This is a genomic window from Caballeronia sp. LZ043, from assembly GCF_031451075.1.
Lineage (GTDB): Bacteria > Pseudomonadota > Gammaproteobacteria > Burkholderiales > Burkholderiaceae > Caballeronia.
This window is the reverse complement of record NZ_JARUXT010000003.1, coordinates 750,840-765,740: the sequence shown is the minus strand read 5'-3', so window position 1 is coordinate 765,740 and position 14,901 is coordinate 750,840. Positions and strand designations below refer to the sequence as shown.

Sequence of the window (14,901 nt, the reverse complement as noted above, 5' to 3'; positions counted from 1 at the left end):
TCAGGTTCTGGGAAGTCATTGTATTGAGAATCATTCTCAACTACAAGCGGGATTTGGCCAATCCGGGAGAAATGCGGGAAAGCCCTGCCCGTCCAGAGCAGGGCAACGTTCAGCGGCTGGCGGGCAGAAAGCGCGCAACGATACCCGACGACCAGATCGCGGCGATCGCCCTCAGGAACTCGACGAAGGAGGTGGGCGCGGCGGCGTCGGCGGTATCGGAGATGGTGCGCACGACGGCGCACGGCACGTCATGCTCGAAACAGACCTGCGCGAGCGCCGCGCCTTCCATTTCGACGGCGAGCGCATCCGGCAACGCGTCGCGCAAGGCAAACAGCGCGTCATGGCTGGCGATGAAGCGATCGCCGCTGATGATCAGCCCGCGATGCACGCGCGGCACAGCGATGCCGAAGCGGTCCGCGAGCGCGGCGCCCTGTTCGGCCACGAACGACGCGGCCGCGACGGCAAGCGCGTTGCCCAACGCGGCATCGGGCTCGAAACGCGCGCGTTCGAGCAGCGGCACTTCATAGCGCGGAAACAGCGGCGAGGCGTCGAGATCGTGTTGCAGCAGCGCATCCGCGACGATGATGTCGCCCACGTTGACATCGCCCCGCACGCCGCCCGCGACGCCCGTGAAGACGATGGCATCGACGTCGAAGACGTGGATCAGCGCGCTGGCCGTCGCGGCGGCCGCGACCTTGCCGATGCGCGCCAGCGTCACGACGACCGGCACGCCATGCGCTTGGCCAATGTGATACTCGCGCCGCCCGAGCGTCACCGTGCGGAAATCGCCGGCCGCCTGCATCCGCGCGATCAGGTCGCCCAGTTCCTGCGGCAGCGCGGCCATGATGCCGAGCCGCTTCATTCGACGGCCTGCAGCTTCGCGACCGCCAGCGCGAGCCATTTCTCGCCGTGGCGCTTGAAGCGCACTTGCGCGCGGGCATCGCCGCCGGCGCCTTCCAGCGCAGTCACGGTGCCTTCGCCGAACTTCGTGTGGAATACGGCCTGACCGACCTTGAAGCCGGCGTCGGCGGCGCGCTGCTCGTTGGCGAACGACGGCAACGCCGCGCCCGAGGCCTGCTGGTCGCGCGCATACGACGAACCGCCGCGCTCCTGGCCGGGCCGCGCGAACCAGTCGCGGCCCCAGCCGGCGTTGTCGGAGCGGCCGCCCCAGCGCGCGCCCGCCTCGACCTTCGGCGTGAGCCACTTGAGCGTGCCTTCGGGCAGTTCGTCGAAGAAGCGCGAGCGGATGTTGTAGCGGGTCTGGCCATGCAACATGCGGCTCTGCGCGAACGACAGATACAGCCGCTCCTTGGCGCGCGTGATCGCCACGTACATGAGGCGCCGCTCTTCCTCCAGTCCGTCCGACTCCTGCGCGCTGTTCTCGTGCGGAAACAGCCCTTCTTCCAGCCCGGTGATGAACACCGCCATGAATTCGAGGCCCTTGGCCGCGTGCACGGTCATCAGCTGGACCGCGTCCTGGCCGGCCTGCGCCTGGTTGTCGCCGGCTTCGAGCGAGGCATGCGACAGGAAGCCCGCGAGCGGCGTCATCGTGTCGGGATTCTGCGCGGGGTCGGCGATGCCGGGCGCGTCGAGCACTTCGATCTCGCCGTCTTCGCTCACCGCCGCGATCTCCGGCGCCGCCGTCGCGCCCGGGCGCAGCGGAATGGAACGCGCCGGGGTGTCGAGACCGTAGCCTTCCTCGCTCACGAACGCCGCCGCCGCGTTCACGAGTTCCTGCAAGTTTTCCAGCCGGTCCTGACCTTCGCGCTCGGTCTCGTAGAACGCCGCGAGACCGCTCGCGCGCACCACGTACTCGACCGTTTCCGGCAGGCTCATCTGCTGCGTCTCCGCGCGCATCTTCGCGACCAGCGTCGCGAACGCGCCGAGGCTCGAACCCGCCTTGCCGGTGACGTAGGGCACGGCGGCGGCCATCGAACAGTTATAGAGACGCGCCGCGTCGGCGACCTGCTCGATGGAACGCGCACCGATACCGCGCGTCGGGAAATTGACGACGCGCGCAAACGCGGTGTCGTCGTTCGGGTTGTCGATGAGGCGCAGATACGCGAGCGCGTGCTTCACTTCCTGGCGCTCGAAGAAGCGCAGGCCGCCATACACGCGATACGGAATGCCCGCGTTCACCAGCGTGTGCTCGATGGTCCGCGACTGCGCATTGCTCCGGTACAGCACCGCGATCTCGCCGCGCGCCGCGCCCGCATGGATCAACGCCTTGATTTCCTCGACGATCCAGCCCGCTTCCTGCGAATCCGTGGCCGCCTCGTAGACGCGCACCTGCTCGCCGTGTCCCGCGTCGGTCCGCAGGTTCTTGCCGAGCCGGTTGGCGTTGTTGGCGATCAGATAGTTGGCCGCGTCGAGAATATGCCCGTGCGAGCGGTAGTTCTGCTCCAGCTTGATCAGGTTGCGCACGCGGAACTCGCGCTCGAAGTCGTGCATGTTGCCGACATTCGCGCCGCGGAATGCGTAGATGGACTGGTCGTCGTCACCGACCGCGAAGATCGCGTTGTGCTCGCCCGCCAGCATCTTGAGCCACGCGTACTGGAGCTTGTTGGTGTCCTGGAACTCGTCGACGAGGATATTGCGGAAGCGCGCCTGGTAATGCGCGCGCAGCGGCGGATTGTGCGCCAGCAGCTCGAAACAGCGCAGCAGCAGTTCCGGGAAGTCGACCACGCCCTCGCGCTGGCATTGCTGCTCGTAGGCCTGATAGAGCTCGACGAACTTGCGGTTGAAGTCGTCGGTGGCATCGACGTCCTTCGGCCGCAGCCCCTGTTCCTTCGCATTGTTGATGAAGTACTGGAGATTCTTGGCCGGATACTTCTCGTCGTCGATATTCAGGCCCTTCATCAGCCGCTTGATGGCGGACAGCTGATCAGCGGTGTCGAGGATCTGGAAGGCCTGCGGCAGGCCCGCATCGCGGAAATGCGCGCGCAGCATGCGGTTGCACAGCCCGTGGAACGTGCCGATCCACATGCCGCGCGTGTCGATGGGCAGCAGCGCCGAGAGCCGCGCCATCATTTCTTTCGCGGCCTTGTTCGTGAAGGTGACGGCCAGCACCGTGGGCGGCGACGCATAGCCCTGCTGGATCAGCCACGCGATGCGGGTGATGAGGACGCGCGTCTTGCCGCTGCCGGCGCCCGCGAGAATGAGCGCGGACTCGTCGGGCAGCGTCACGGCGGCGTGCTGTTCGGGATTCAGGTTGGCGAGCAGTTCGGGCATGGAAAAAGGCGGCGCGGAGGGGTCGAGGCAAGCCGGTCATTATAAGACCGCGCTGCCGGCGACGTTCGGGGGCACGGGCGGCGCGCTCGGCCGAATTCGTCCGATGGCCCGTGCCGAACCTTATAATTGGCGATTCTCCGCATCTTTTCACGCATTTTTCGGCAGATTCCACCATGAGCGACAGCACGCTTGCCAAGAGCTTCGAGCCTCAGCAGATCGAATCCCAATGGGGCCCGGAATGGGAACGACGCGGGTACGCCGCCCCCACGTTCAAGGAGGGCGCGAAGAACTTCTCCATCCAGTTGCCGCCGCCGAACGTCACCGGCACGCTGCACATGGGGCACGCGTTCAACCAGACCATCATGGATGGCCTGACGCGCTATCACCGCATGCTCGGCGAGAACACGCTGTGGGTGCCGGGCACCGATCACGCGGGCATCGCCACGCAGATCGTGGTCGAGCGCCAGCTCGACGCCCAGGGCATCTCGCGTCATGACCTCGGCCGCGAGGCGTTTCTCAAGCGCGTGTGGGCGTGGAAGCAGCAGTCGGGCTCGACCATCACGAACCAGGTGCGGCGCCTGGGCGCGTCGATCGACTGGTCGCGCGAATACTTCACGATGGACGACAAGATGTCGGCCGCCGTGCGCGATGTCTTCGTGACGCTCTACAAGCAGGGCCTCATCTATCGCGGCAAGCGCCTGGTGAACTGGGATCCGGTGCTCGGCACCGCTGTCTCGGACCTCGAAGTGGTCAGCGAGGAAGAAAACGGCAACCTCTGGCACATTTCCTATCCGCTGCCGGACGGCTCGGGTCATCTGACGGTCGCCACCACGCGGCCTGAGACCATGCTCGGCGACACCGCCGTGATGGTGCATCCGGATGACGAGCGCTATCAGCATCTGATCGGCAAGACGGTGGTGCTGCCGCTATGCGACCGCGAGATTCCGGTCATCGCCGACGAATATGTGGATCGCGAATTCGGCACCGGCGTGGTGAAGGTCACGCCCGCGCACGATTTCAACGACTACGCCGTGGGCCAGCGCCACACGCTGCCGATGATCGAGATCCTCACGCTCGACGCGAAGATCAACGACAACGCTCCCGCGAAGTATCGCGGCATGGACCGCTTCGACGCCCGCAAGGAAGTGGTGAAGGATCTCGAAGCGCTCGGCCTGCTGGAATCCGTCAAGCCGCACAAGCTGATGGTGCCGCGCGGCGACCGCACCGGCGTGGTGATCGAGCCGATGCTGACCGACCAGTGGTTCGTCGCGATGAGCAAGGCCGCGCCGGAAGGCACGTTCAATCCGGGCAAGTCCATCACCGAGACCTCGCTCGATGTCGTGCGCAGCGGCCAGATCAAGTTCGTTCCGGAGAACTGGACCACCACGTATTACCAGTGGCTCGAGAACATCCAGGACTGGTGCATCTCGCGGCAGTTGTGGTGGGGCCACCAGATTCCGGCGTGGTACGGCGAGAACGGCGAGATCTTCGTTGCGAAGACGGAAGACGAAGCCCGCGCCGAAGCCGACGCGCAAGGCTACACAGGCGCGCTGCGCCGCGACGAGGACGTGCTCGACACGTGGTTCTCGTCGGCGCTGGTGCCGTTCTCGTCGCTCGGCTGGCCGAACGAAACGCCCGAACTGAAGGCGTTCCTGCCCTCCTCCGTGCTCGTGACGGGCTTCGACATCATCTTCTTCTGGGTCGCCAGAATGGTGATGATGACCACGCACTTCACCGGGAAGGTGCCTTTCGACACCGTCTATGTGCATGGCCTGGTGCGCGACGCCGAAGGCCAGAAGATGTCGAAGAGCAAGGGCAACACGCTCGACCCGATCGATATCGTCGACGGCATCGGTCTCGAAGAGCTGGTCGCCAAGCGCACCACGGGCCTCATGAATCCGAAGGCCGCCGCGCAGATCGAGAAGAAGACCCGCAAGGAATTCCCGGAAGGCATTGCGCCATTCGGCACGGACGCGCTGCGCTTCACGATGGCGTCGATGGCCACGCTGGGCCGCAACGTCAACTTCGACCTCGCGCGCTGCGAGGGCTATCGCAATTTCTGCAACAAGCTGTGGAACGCCACGCGTTTCGTGCTGATGAACTGCGAAGGCCACGACTGCGGCTTCGCGAACCCCGGCGCGTGCAAGCCGGGCGATTGCGGCCCCGGCGGCTACACGGATTACTCGCAGGCGGACCGCTGGATCATCTCGCTCCTGCAGCGCACCGAGGCCGAAGTCGAGAAGGGTTTCGCGGATTACCGTTTCGACAACGTCGCCAGCGCGATTTACAAGTTCGTATGGGACGAGTACTGCGACTGGTATCTGGAACTGGCGAAGGTGCAGATCCAGACCGGCACGCCGGAACAGCAGACGGCCACGCGGCGCACCTTGCTGCGCGTGCTGGAGACGGTGCTGCGCCTCGCGCATCCGGTCATTCCGTTCATCACGGAGGCACTGTGGCAGAAGGTGGCACCGCTGACGGACGCCTTCCCGGCAAACGCGCAGGAAGGCGAAGTGTCGATCATGACCCAGCCCTATCCGCGCGCCGAGCAGAAAAAGATCGATGAATCGTCTGAACAGTGGGCAGCCGAACTGAAGAGTGTCATCGATGCGTGTCGTAATCTGCGTGGCGAGATGAATCTGTCGCCGGCCACCAAGGTGCCGCTGCTCGCGCACGGCGACGCGGCGCGCTTGGCTGCGTTTGCGCCGTATGTCGCGGCGCTGGCGCGTCTGTCGGAGGTGAAGATCATCGACGACGAAGCCGCGCTCGACCGCGAGGCGCACGGCGCGCCGGTGGCGATCGTTGGCGGCAGCAAGCTGGTGCTGAAGGTGGAGATCGATGTCGCCGCCGAGCGCGAGCGTCTCGGCAAGGAAGTGGACCGTCTGAGCGCCGAAATCGTCAAATGTAACGCGAAGCTGGGGAATGAAAGCTTTGTTTCAAAAGCGCCGGCGGCTGTCGTGGAACAAGAGCGGAAAAGGCTGGCAGAATACGAAGCCACGGTTGCGAAGCTTCAGGCCCAATTATTGCGAATGGCTGTTTGATTCGGGATCTGGATTTCGGGCCCCTTCAGTTGTCTCGACGTTCAAGTGTTTTTAAGAGGATCAGGGTTATCACATGCTAAAAGTTACCAAAGCGGTATTCCCCGTCGCGGGTCTGGGCACGCGGTTTCTTCCCGCGACCAAGGCCAGCCCGAAGGAAATGCTGCCTGTCGTTGACAAGCCGCTGATTCAATATGCGGTCGAGGAAGCGATGGCGGCCGGCATTACCGAAATGATCTTCGTGACGGGCCGCAGCAAGCGTGCCATCGAGGATCACTTCGACAAATCCTATGAGATCGAGGCCGAACTCGAAGCGCGCGGCAAGGCCAAGCTGCTCGAACTCGTGCGCAGCATCAAGCCGAGCCATGTCGATTGCTTCTACGTGCGTCAGGCCGAAGCGCTCGGTCTGGGTCACGCGGTGCTGTGCGCCGAGAAGCTGGTGGGCGACAACCCGTTCGCCGTGATCCTCGCGGACGACTTGCTGTACGGCAAGCCGCCCGTCATGTCGCAGATGATCGAAGTCTTCGACCACTATCACAGCTCGGTGATCGGCGTCGAAGAGATTCCGCCGGAAGACTCGAAGTCGTACGGCATCATCGACGGCAAGGAGTGGGAAGACAACATCTTCAAGCTGTCGGGCATTGTCGAGAAGCCGGAGCCGGCGGTGGCGCCGTCGAACCTGGGCGTGGTCGGCCGCTATGTGCTGAAGCCGCGTGTTTTCGATCACATCCGCGCGCTGAAGCCGGGCGCGGGCGGCGAACTGCAACTGACGGACGCGATTCAATCGCTGCTGTCGGATGAGCAAGTGCTCGCGTACAAGTATCACGGCACGCGTTTCGATTGCGGCAGCAAGCTGGGCTATCTGAAGGCGACCGTCGAATTCGCGCTGCGCCATCCGGAAGTCAAGGCGGAATTCGAAGAGTATCTGCGCAATCGCGCGCCGATTCTCGAAGGCTGAAGCCGCGGTTGAGCGGTTTGCGTGGGTTGAGCGGTTTGTAAATGAAAGGCCCGTCACGGTGTGACGGGCCTTCTGCTTTCTTGCGGTCCTGGCTTTTTAACGCCGCCGCATGAGGAAGACGAACGTCTTGTCCTGCGCCGTTGCCTCGACAATCTCGTTGCCTGTCTGCTTGGCGAACGCGGCGAAATCGCGCTGCGATCCCGGATCGGTGGCCAAAACCTTCAGGATCTGACCGCTCGTCATGTCGGCGAGCGCCTTCTTCGCCCGCAGAATCGGCAACGGACAGTTGAGCCCGCGCGCGTCGACTTCCTTGTGAACTTCCATCGCGATTGAACCTTTGTGTGTGGCTGGGGTGAGTGCGCTCTGATCGAAGGATTTTAACGTAGTGGGCATCCGTCCACCGTGGGCGATCCCGGGCAAAAGCATACCGCCGCCTCCGGCCGCGCCTCCTTCGCCCACCAGCAGGCTGATGGGCAATGCCTGAGGCCTCAACCAACATCGCTGCGCCTTTCGCTCAACCTCTCCCTTCAGGTTGAGATTTGTCTCGTTCATGCCGTACTGAAATCCCGATAAATCCGACTCGGTCATCGGCACATCCCTTCCCTGCTGTCCCGCGTGAGTTGATCACGTCCGACTCGGGTGTCCGCTTGAAAATCGCCCGTTTACGTATAAATTTTTATACAACGCACCAGGAGAAAGCACTCCGCTGGCTTGGTTCGTCATTTCACGACCTGCTTGACTTCCCCGCAGCCGCGCGCCGCGAAGCCGGCTTTCAACTCGGTCGTCCGCAGTTTGGGCTCGACCCGGAGGACTGGAAGCCTTTCGACGCCCTCGGTCCTGGCGCACGCAAGATCCGTATCCGAGACCCGAGCGGAGCGTATTGCGTGATGTCCGTGGCGAAACTCGAGGAGGCGGTCTATGTGCTGCACTGCTTCAAGAAGAAATCGCAGGAGACGTCTCAAAAGGATAAGGAGATTGCGACGGTGCGCTACCGCGCGATTGCTAGCCAGAGGAAAACCTCATCATGAAAAAAGTGGATACGAGCGTTCGGCACATAACTAAACCCGGCACCAACCTGTTCGTCGAGCTAGGTTTCCCGCCGGACGAAGCACGACACTACCAAGCCGAATCGCTGGCCTTGATCGGTCAGACGCTGGAACTGAAAGAGCAGTTGATGAGCGAACTCGCCTTATGGATCGAAGCTCATCATTTGAAACAGGCTGAAGCCGCAGACATCCTGCACGTGACGCGGCCCCGCGTCTCGGACGTAGTGAACAAGAAATCAAGCAAATTTACGATCGACACACTCATCGAAATGCTGGCGAGAGTGGGCAAACCGGTCAGGCTGGTCATCGGTTAGAAACGAACCCCAGTTCAAACCTCCACCCCCCGTCCCTCCTCGAACGCCCGCCTCAACGCCACCCCGATGCGCGTCGCCTCGCGCGCGTCATCGAGCGTGAGCCCCGTCTGCGTGCCCTCCCGCAACATCCCCACAAACGCCCGCGCTTCGCGCAGAAACGCGTCCTCGAAGCGCTCGAAGAACGTCGGCGTACATGCATTGCGCATGCCGTGCCCATCGGCGATCTCGACGCGGTTCAACCGCGGATTGCGCCCCACCGACAACGCCCCCTTCGTGCCGATCACCTCAGTCTGCGTATCGTGCCCATGCGCCATCGTCCGCGATGCATACAGCACCGCCAGCCGCCCGCCGTCGAACTCGATGGTGCCCACGCCGTTATCGATGTCATTGCACGCCCGCAAGCCCTCGTGAATCGCAATCGTGCCGCTCGCATACACGCGCTTCGCCTTCGGATTACCAAGCAGCCAGCGCGCGAGATCGATATCGTGAACACTGCAATCGAGGAACAGCCCGCCCGACGTCGGCGCAAACCGCACGAAGAAACCATCAGGATCGTTCATGTCGCAGGTCTGCGAACGCACCATGAACGGCCGTCCGATCGCACCGTGCGCCACCTGATCGAACGCATCGCGATAGCTCGCATCGAAGCGCCGCACGAAGCCGATCATCACGTGCAGATGCGGATGACGCGCATGTTCCTCGATCACCGCGTCGCATTCCGCGAGGTCCAGCGACAGCGGCTTCTCACAGAACACATGCTTGCCCGCGCGCAACGCGGCGATGATCTGCGTCGCATGCAGCGAGGTCGGCGTGACGAGCCACACCGCATCGATATCCGGGCTGGCGAGCAACGCATCGTAGTCCGCATGCAGCGCCGTCTCGGGCAGCCGCTGCCGCGCCCACGCGCGCTCTTCCTCCACCGGGCTGCACGCGGCGACGAGCCGCGCCCCCGGCACATGCCACGCGAGATTGTCCGCATGGCGGCGGCCCAGCCGTCCCAACCCCACGATTCCGCAACGCACGGCGCTCATGTGGCCTGCTCCCCAAGCCTGACGATGCGCTTCTCACGCCAGGACAGCGTGGCGGCTTCGGCGAGTTCGAGCGCCTTCAGCCCGTCGGCGACGGTCGTGCGCACCGGCTTGCCATGATTGATCGCATCGAAGAAATGGGCGATCTCGGCCGCATACGCCGCGCGATAGCGCTCCAGAAAGAACGCCTCGGGTTTGTCGTTCGATACCGCGGCCGCCGTGTACGCCGTGACTTCAGTCGGCCGCACATTGCCCGCCTGCAGCATGCCCAGACTGCCGAGCAATTCGAAGCGCTGATCGTAGCCATACGCCGCGCGCCGCGCCGTGTTGATCTGACACAAGCGGCCACGCTTCGTACGGATCGTGACGGCGGTCGAATCGATGTCGCCGGCCTCGGCGATGGCCGGATCCGAGAGACAACTGCCGGTGGCATGCAGCGTGTCGGCTTCGTCGTCGAGAATCCAGCGGAAGATATCGAAGTCGTGAATCAGCATGTCCTTGAAGATGCCGCCCGAATGCGCGATGTACTCAACAGGCGGCGCACCCGGATCGCGGCTCGTCACGATCAGCATCTCGGGCTCGCCAATCTCGCCGGCATCGATGCGCGCCTTCAATGCCGAGAAGGTCGGATCGAAGCGCCGCTGGAAGCCGATCATGCAGACCACGCCGGCCTGCTGCACGGCGTCGGCGCACGCGCGCGCACGGTCGACCGTCAGATCCACCGGCTTCTCGCAGAACACATGCTTGCGTTGCGCCGCCGAGGCGAGGATCAGGTCGGCATGCGTATCCGTGCTCGAACAGATGACCGTCGCGCCGACCGATGCATCGCCCATCGCGCCGTCGATATCGGCGGCCATCGCGCCGTGCTCCTTCGCGAGCGCGGCGGCCGCCTCGCGATTCACATCGACGACATACTTCAACCGCACGCCCGGCTGCCGCGCCAGATTCGCCGCGTGAATCCTGCCGATGCGCCCTGCCCCGAACACCGCCACGTCAATCGTCATAGCCGCTTGTCTCCTTGGATTCCTCGACGTTCAATTCGAGCCGGTACGCGAGCGCGATGAACAACGCCTGGCACAGGCAAATGGTGCTCGTGAGCGAACGGAACGCAAACGCGCTGCCTTCCTTCACGAACAGACTCGCGCTCGCGTGACGCGCGAGCGGCGAAAGCTGGCTGTCGGTGATGACGAGTGTCTTCGCGCCGTGATGCTGCGCGGCGCGCACGCAATACTGCGTTTCCTTGCCGTAGGGCGCGAAACTGATCGCGATCACCACGTCACTCTTCTTCACGCTGCGGACCTGTTCGCGGAACATGCCGCCCAGTCCTGAAATGAGATGCACGCGCTTGCGCGTGTGCTGCAACGCATACACGATGTAGCTCGCCACCGCGAACGACCGGCGCACGCCGATCACATAGATGTTCTCCGCCTGCGACAGCATCTCGACAGCGGCTTCGAACTGCGCGTCATCGAGGCCGGCTTCGAGCTCGGACAGGCCGGTGCGGCTCGCCGCGATGAACTCGCGCGCCACCGACACGCCCGACGCCTCGCCGGCTTTCTCGTCGATCAGCTTGCGGATGCGCTCCTGATAGCTCTGCGGCGATTCACCGCCCGCATAAGCCTGCCGGAACACGGCCTGCAAATCCGAAAAGCCCGAGAAGCCGAAGCGCTGCGCAAAACGCACCACGGCGGAGGCATGCACGCCGCAGGCGGCCGCGATGTCGCTGGTGCGGTCCATCATCACGCTGCTGCGATGCTGCTCGATATACGTCGCCACGCTCTTCAACTGACGCGGCAGCGAATCGTAGGCGTCGGTGATCCGTTGCATCAGTTCCTCGACGCCCTGCACTTCGTTGCTGGTCTCTTCCATGTCCACGCTCGTGTTATGCGCGCCGGATGCCGCGCGCCGTGCAACCGATTATAGGAACGACGGAAGCAAATTTGGAATGTATTTTCCATTTGAATCGCGGGTGAAATATCTATTGCAGACGCTTGGAAACTGACCTACTCTTGGTCCTGAACGCGACGTTCGGGCGGTCAGAGCCCGGCGCCGCGTTCGCCAAAACATCACACCAGACAACAACCGAGATAGGTGGAGACAATGACCTTTTGCAACGGTCGGGCCGCGCTGCGCGCGCTGGCGGCTGCTGCTGCGTTGTGCAGCGCGGCGTGGATGTCGGCAAGTCCTGCTCAGGCAGCGCCTGACGCGAAGTTCGTGTTGATCAGTCACGCGCCGGACTCGGATTCCTGGTGGAACGTGATCAAGAATGCGATCAAGCAGGCGGATGAGGACTTCAACGTACAGACCGATTACCGCAATCCGCCGAACGGCGACATCGCGGACATGTCGCGGCTGATCGAGCAGGCGGCGGCGCGCAACTATGACGGCGTCATCACCACCATCGCGGACTTCGACGTGCTGAAGAGCGCAATCAGCAAGGTCACGGCGAAGAAGATTCCGCTCGTGACGATCAACTCCGGCACGGAAGAACAGAGCGCGCAACTGGGCGCGATCATGCATATTGGCCAGCCGGAGTATGTGGCGGGCAACGAGGCCGGCAAGAAGGCGAAGGCCGCGGGCGTGAAGTCGTTCCTGTGCGTGAACCACATCGCCACCAATACGGTTTCCTTCGATCGCTGCAAGGGCTTCGCGGATGCACTGGGCATCGACTACAAGGCCTCGACGATCGACTCGGGCCAGGACCCGACCGAGATCCAGTCGAAAGTCTCCGCCTATCTGCGCAACCATCCGGACACGCAGGCGATCCTGACGCTCGGACCGACGCCCGCCTCGGCCACGCTCAAGGCCGTCACGCAAATGGGCCTGCAAAACAAGATCTACTTCGTGACCTTCGACTTCTCGGATGACATCGCGAAGGGCATCAAGGACGGCACCATCAAGTTCGCGATCGACCAGCAGCCCTACTTGCAGGGCTACATTCCGGTCGCGGTGCTCGCGGTGGTTCACAAGGAGCACACCACCGATCCGGCGAAGATCCGTCAGATCCTCGAAGCCAATCCGAAATTCAAGGCACGCCTCGAAACCTACGGTTTGCAGCCCTCGTATGGCCCGAAGAATATCCGCTCGGGCCCGGGCTTCATCACCAAGGAGAATCTCGACAAGGTCGTGAAGTACGCCGGTCAATATCGTTGACCGTCACCTGACCTGTTTCGGGCAGCCGTCCTGGACTGCCCGCTTTTATCCGCTCGACCCGTCTCCCCCGCCACCCTTCATGGACGCGGCTGGAGACGCGCAACTCGCCACAGGATCGAAGTCAGTCTCGACGTCAGCGTCGTTGTCAGCATCAAGGAGCCATCATGGGCGTAGCCGGCAAGCATTACCCTCCCCACGCGAACCCGCATCAGGACACCGTCGACACACCTGACACGGTCAAGCCGTCCGACGAACGCGTGCGCCGCCAGTCGTGGTTCGGCCATCTGCTCAACCGCCCGGAATTCGCCGCCATCTCCGGCACCGTGCTCGTGTTCCTCGTGTTCGGCTTCGGCGCCGGTTCATCGGGCATGTTCAACCTCGACGGCGTGATGAACTGGTCGCAGGTCGCCGCCTATCTCGGGCTGCTCGCCGTGGGCGCGTGTCTGCTGATGATCGCCGGCGAGTTCGACCTGTCCATCGGCTCGATGATCGGCTTCGCCGGCATGATGGTCGCGCTGCCCGCCGTGTATCTGCACTGGCCGCTGTCGCTCGCGATCCTGTTCGCGTTCGTCACGTCGATGCTGCTCGGCGCGCTGAACGGCTATCTCGTGATGAAGACGCGCCTGCCGTCGTTCATCGTCACGCTCGCGTTCCTGTTCATCCTGCGCGGCCTCACGCTCGCGCTCTCGATCATGTTCGCGGACCGCACCATCATCTCCGGCGTCGGCGATCTCGCCCAGAGCGATCCCGTCGCCAACACGCTGTTCCATGGCGTCGCGCTGCACGGCGTGTTCACGTGGCTTGCGCACATGGGCGTCGGCAAGCTGCTCGACAGCGGCGAACCGCTCGTGCCCGGCATTCCGAAGGTCATCATCTGGTGGTTCGCGCTCGCGGCAGTCTGCGCGTTCGTGCTCGCCAAGACCCGCTACGGCAACTGGATCCTCGCCGTCGGCGGCGATTCAAATGCCGCGAAGAATGTCGGCGTGCCGGTGCGGCGCGTGAAAATCTCGCTGTTCGTGCTCACCGCGTTCTGCTCGTGCCTGTTCGCGGTGCTGCAAGTGTGCGACATCGGCTCGGCCGCGGCGGATCGCGGCCTGCAGAAAGAGTTCGAAGCGATCATCGCAGCCGTGATCGGCGGCACGCTGCTGACGGGCGGTTACGGCTCGGTGGTCGGCGCCTGTTTCGGCGCGCTGATCTTCGGCGTCGTGCAGATCGGCATCACCTACACGAACGTGAGCTCCGACTGGTTCCGCGTGTTCCTCGGCGTGATGTTGCTGCTCGCCGTGCTCTTCAACCACTACGTGCGCCGCCGCGTGTCGCAGGCCCAATGAGGAGGACATCATGAATGACGACAACATCCTCGCGCTCGAAAACGTCAGCAAGTACTTCGGCAAGGTGATCGCGCTGAACGGCGTCACCTTGCGGCTCAGGCGCGGCGAAGTGCACTGCCTGCTGGGCGACAACGGCGCCGGCAAGTCCACGCTCATCAAGACGCTGGCGGGCGTGCACGCGCCCTCGTCGGGCGACTATCTCGTCGACGGCAAGCCGGTCCGCTTCGAGTCGCCGAAGGACGCGCTGGATCTCGGCATTGCCACCGTGTACCAGGATCTCGCGCTGGTGCCGCTGCTGAGCGTGGCGCGCAATTTCTTCATGGGTCGCGAGCCGCAGAAAAAGCGCTTCGGCGTCTTCACGGTGATGGATCTCGATCTCGCCGCCGAGACCTCGCGCGCCAAGCTGGCCGAGATGGGCATCAACGTGCGCGATCCGCATCAGCCGATCGGCACGATGTCCGGCGGCGAAAAGCAATGCCTCGCGATTGCCCGCGCGATCCACTTCGGCGCGCGCGTGCTGATTCTCGACGAACCGACCGCTGCGCTCGGCGTGAAGCAGAGCTTCAACGTGCTGAAGCTGATCCACAAGGCGCGCGAGAAAGGCATCTCGGTGATCTTCATCACGCACAACGTGCACCACGCCTATCCGATCGGCGACTCGTTCACGCTGCTCAATCGCGGCCGCTCGATGGGCACCTTCACGAAGGACACCATCAGCAAGAACGAAGTGCTCGACATGATGGCGGGCGGCGCCGAAATGCAGCAGATGATGAGCGAACTCGAAGGCGCGACGATCTGAGGA

The 14,901-nt window shown here is 63.6% G+C and carries 13 protein-coding genes; 7 read left to right on the top strand and 6 right to left on the bottom strand.

Features of this window, described 5'->3' with window-relative positions; all coding sequences use genetic code 11:
• Positions 1-109: 109 nt before the first annotated feature.
• Together QCE64_RS23605 and QCE64_RS23600 are read right to left on the bottom strand one after the other, a co-directional pair.
• Complete coding sequence (locus QCE64_RS23605; protein ID WP_310006521.1) at positions 110-862, bottom strand: 5'-methylthioadenosine/adenosylhomocysteine nucleosidase; 753 nt, start codon at positions 860-862, stop codon at positions 110-112.
• Positions 859-3,231: a UvrD-helicase domain-containing protein gene (locus QCE64_RS23600; protein WP_309917193.1), complete on the bottom strand. Its 2,373-nt coding sequence runs from the start codon at positions 3,229-3,231 to the stop codon at positions 859-861. The genes QCE64_RS23605 and QCE64_RS23600 overlap by 4 nt, the downstream gene beginning before the upstream one ends.
• A 173-nt stretch (positions 3,232-3,404) precedes the next feature.
• On the opposite strand from QCE64_RS23600, the gene QCE64_RS23595 reads away from it, so the two are divergent.
• A complete protein-coding gene (locus QCE64_RS23595; RefSeq protein ID WP_310006519.1) occupies positions 3,405-6,272 on the top strand; it encodes a valine--tRNA ligase in 2,868 nt (955 codons plus the stop codon).
• A 73-nt stretch (positions 6,273-6,345) separates the two neighbouring features.
• Positions 6,346-7,227, top strand: coding sequence for a UTP--glucose-1-phosphate uridylyltransferase GalU (gene galU, locus QCE64_RS23590; RefSeq protein ID WP_309917199.1), 882 nt, complete (start codon positions 6,346-6,348; stop codon positions 7,225-7,227).
• 96 nt (positions 7,228-7,323) lie between these two features.
• On the opposite strand, the gene QCE64_RS23585 is transcribed toward galU, so the two are convergent.
• Positions 7,324-7,551: a sulfurtransferase TusA family protein gene (locus QCE64_RS23585; RefSeq protein WP_309808949.1), complete on the bottom strand. Its 228-nt coding sequence runs from the start codon at positions 7,549-7,551 to the stop codon at positions 7,324-7,326.
• 323 nt (positions 7,552-7,874) lie between these two features.
• Between QCE64_RS23585 and QCE64_RS23580 the strand changes: the two genes are divergently transcribed.
• Positions 7,875-8,255, top strand: coding sequence for a type II toxin-antitoxin system RelE/ParE family toxin (locus QCE64_RS23580; RefSeq protein WP_309930397.1), 381 nt, complete (start codon positions 7,875-7,877; stop codon positions 8,253-8,255).
• Entirely contained in the window at positions 8,252-8,587 is a 336-nt protein-coding gene (locus QCE64_RS23575) for an XRE family transcriptional regulator (RefSeq protein WP_310006517.1), read from the top strand. Before QCE64_RS23580 ends, QCE64_RS23575 begins: the two co-directional genes overlap by 4 nt.
• A gap of 14 nt (positions 8,588-8,601) precedes the next feature.
• Here QCE64_RS23575 and QCE64_RS23570 read toward each other — a convergent pair whose 3' ends face one another.
• From QCE64_RS23570 to QCE64_RS23560, 3 genes are read right to left on the bottom strand one after another with little or no spacing between them, the layout of a single operon-like run.
• Positions 8,602-9,618 carry a Gfo/Idh/MocA family oxidoreductase gene (locus tag QCE64_RS23570; protein ID WP_309917207.1) on the bottom strand — a complete coding sequence of 339 codons (1,017 nt, stop codon included), beginning with the start codon at positions 9,616-9,618 and terminating at the stop codon, positions 8,602-8,604.
• Positions 9,615-10,619: an inositol 2-dehydrogenase gene (gene iolG / locus QCE64_RS23565; protein WP_309917210.1), complete on the bottom strand. Its 1,005-nt coding sequence runs from the start codon at positions 10,617-10,619 to the stop codon at positions 9,615-9,617. Before iolG ends, QCE64_RS23570 begins: the two co-directional genes overlap by 4 nt.
• Positions 10,609-11,484: a MurR/RpiR family transcriptional regulator gene (locus tag QCE64_RS23560; protein ID WP_309917213.1), complete on the bottom strand. Its 876-nt coding sequence runs from the start codon at positions 11,482-11,484 to the stop codon at positions 10,609-10,611. The genes iolG and QCE64_RS23560 overlap by 11 nt, the downstream gene beginning before the upstream one ends.
• 231 nt (positions 11,485-11,715) lie before the next feature.
• Between QCE64_RS23560 and QCE64_RS23555 the strand changes: the two genes are divergently transcribed.
• From QCE64_RS23555 to QCE64_RS23545, 3 genes are all read left to right on the top strand, one after another.
• The gene (locus QCE64_RS23555; protein ID WP_309808963.1) at positions 11,716-12,768 is read left to right on the top strand and encodes a sugar ABC transporter substrate-binding protein; all 1,053 of its coding nucleotides are present in this window, start codon (positions 11,716-11,718) and stop codon (positions 12,766-12,768) included.
• Positions 12,769-12,932: 164 nt separating this feature from the next.
• Positions 12,933-14,099 carry an ABC transporter permease gene (locus QCE64_RS23550; protein WP_309808965.1) on the top strand — a complete coding sequence of 389 codons (1,167 nt, stop codon included), beginning with the start codon at positions 12,933-12,935 and terminating at the stop codon, positions 14,097-14,099.
• A 10-nt stretch (positions 14,100-14,109) separates the two neighbouring features.
• Complete coding sequence (locus QCE64_RS23545; RefSeq protein WP_309917219.1) at positions 14,110-14,898, top strand: ATP-binding cassette domain-containing protein; 789 nt, start codon at positions 14,110-14,112, stop codon at positions 14,896-14,898.
• Positions 14,899-14,901 lie beyond the last annotated feature (3 nt).

Coding starts and splice junctions, on each gene's coding strand:
- QCE64_RS23605 (WP_310006521.1), bottom strand. CDS start 862: ATGAAGCGGCTCGGCATCATGGCCGCGCTGCCGCAGGAACTGGGCGAC.
- QCE64_RS23600 (WP_309917193.1), bottom strand. CDS start 3,231: ATGCCCGAACTGCTCGCCAACCTGAATCCCGAACAGCACGCCGCCGTG.
- QCE64_RS23595 (WP_310006519.1), top strand. CDS start 3,405: ATGAGCGACAGCACGCTTGCCAAGAGCTTCGAGCCTCAGCAGATCGAA.
- galU (WP_309917199.1), top strand. CDS start 6,346: ATGCTAAAAGTTACCAAAGCGGTATTCCCCGTCGCGGGTCTGGGCACG.
- QCE64_RS23585 (WP_309808949.1), bottom strand. CDS start 7,551: ATGGAAGTTCACAAGGAAGTCGACGCGCGCGGGCTCAACTGTCCGTTG.
- QCE64_RS23575 (WP_310006517.1), top strand. CDS start 8,252: ATGAAAAAAGTGGATACGAGCGTTCGGCACATAACTAAACCCGGCACC.
- QCE64_RS23570 (WP_309917207.1), bottom strand. CDS start 9,618: ATGAGCGCCGTGCGTTGCGGAATCGTGGGGTTGGGACGGCTGGGCCGC.
- iolG (WP_309917210.1), bottom strand. CDS start 10,619: ATGACGATTGACGTGGCGGTGTTCGGGGCAGGGCGCATCGGCAGGATT.
- QCE64_RS23560 (WP_309917213.1), bottom strand. CDS start 11,484: ATGGAAGAGACCAGCAACGAAGTGCAGGGCGTCGAGGAACTGATGCAA.
- QCE64_RS23555 (WP_309808963.1), top strand. CDS start 11,716: ATGACCTTTTGCAACGGTCGGGCCGCGCTGCGCGCGCTGGCGGCTGCT.
- QCE64_RS23550 (WP_309808965.1), top strand. CDS start 12,933: ATGGGCGTAGCCGGCAAGCATTACCCTCCCCACGCGAACCCGCATCAG.
- QCE64_RS23545 (WP_309917219.1), top strand. CDS start 14,110: ATGAATGACGACAACATCCTCGCGCTCGAAAACGTCAGCAAGTACTTC.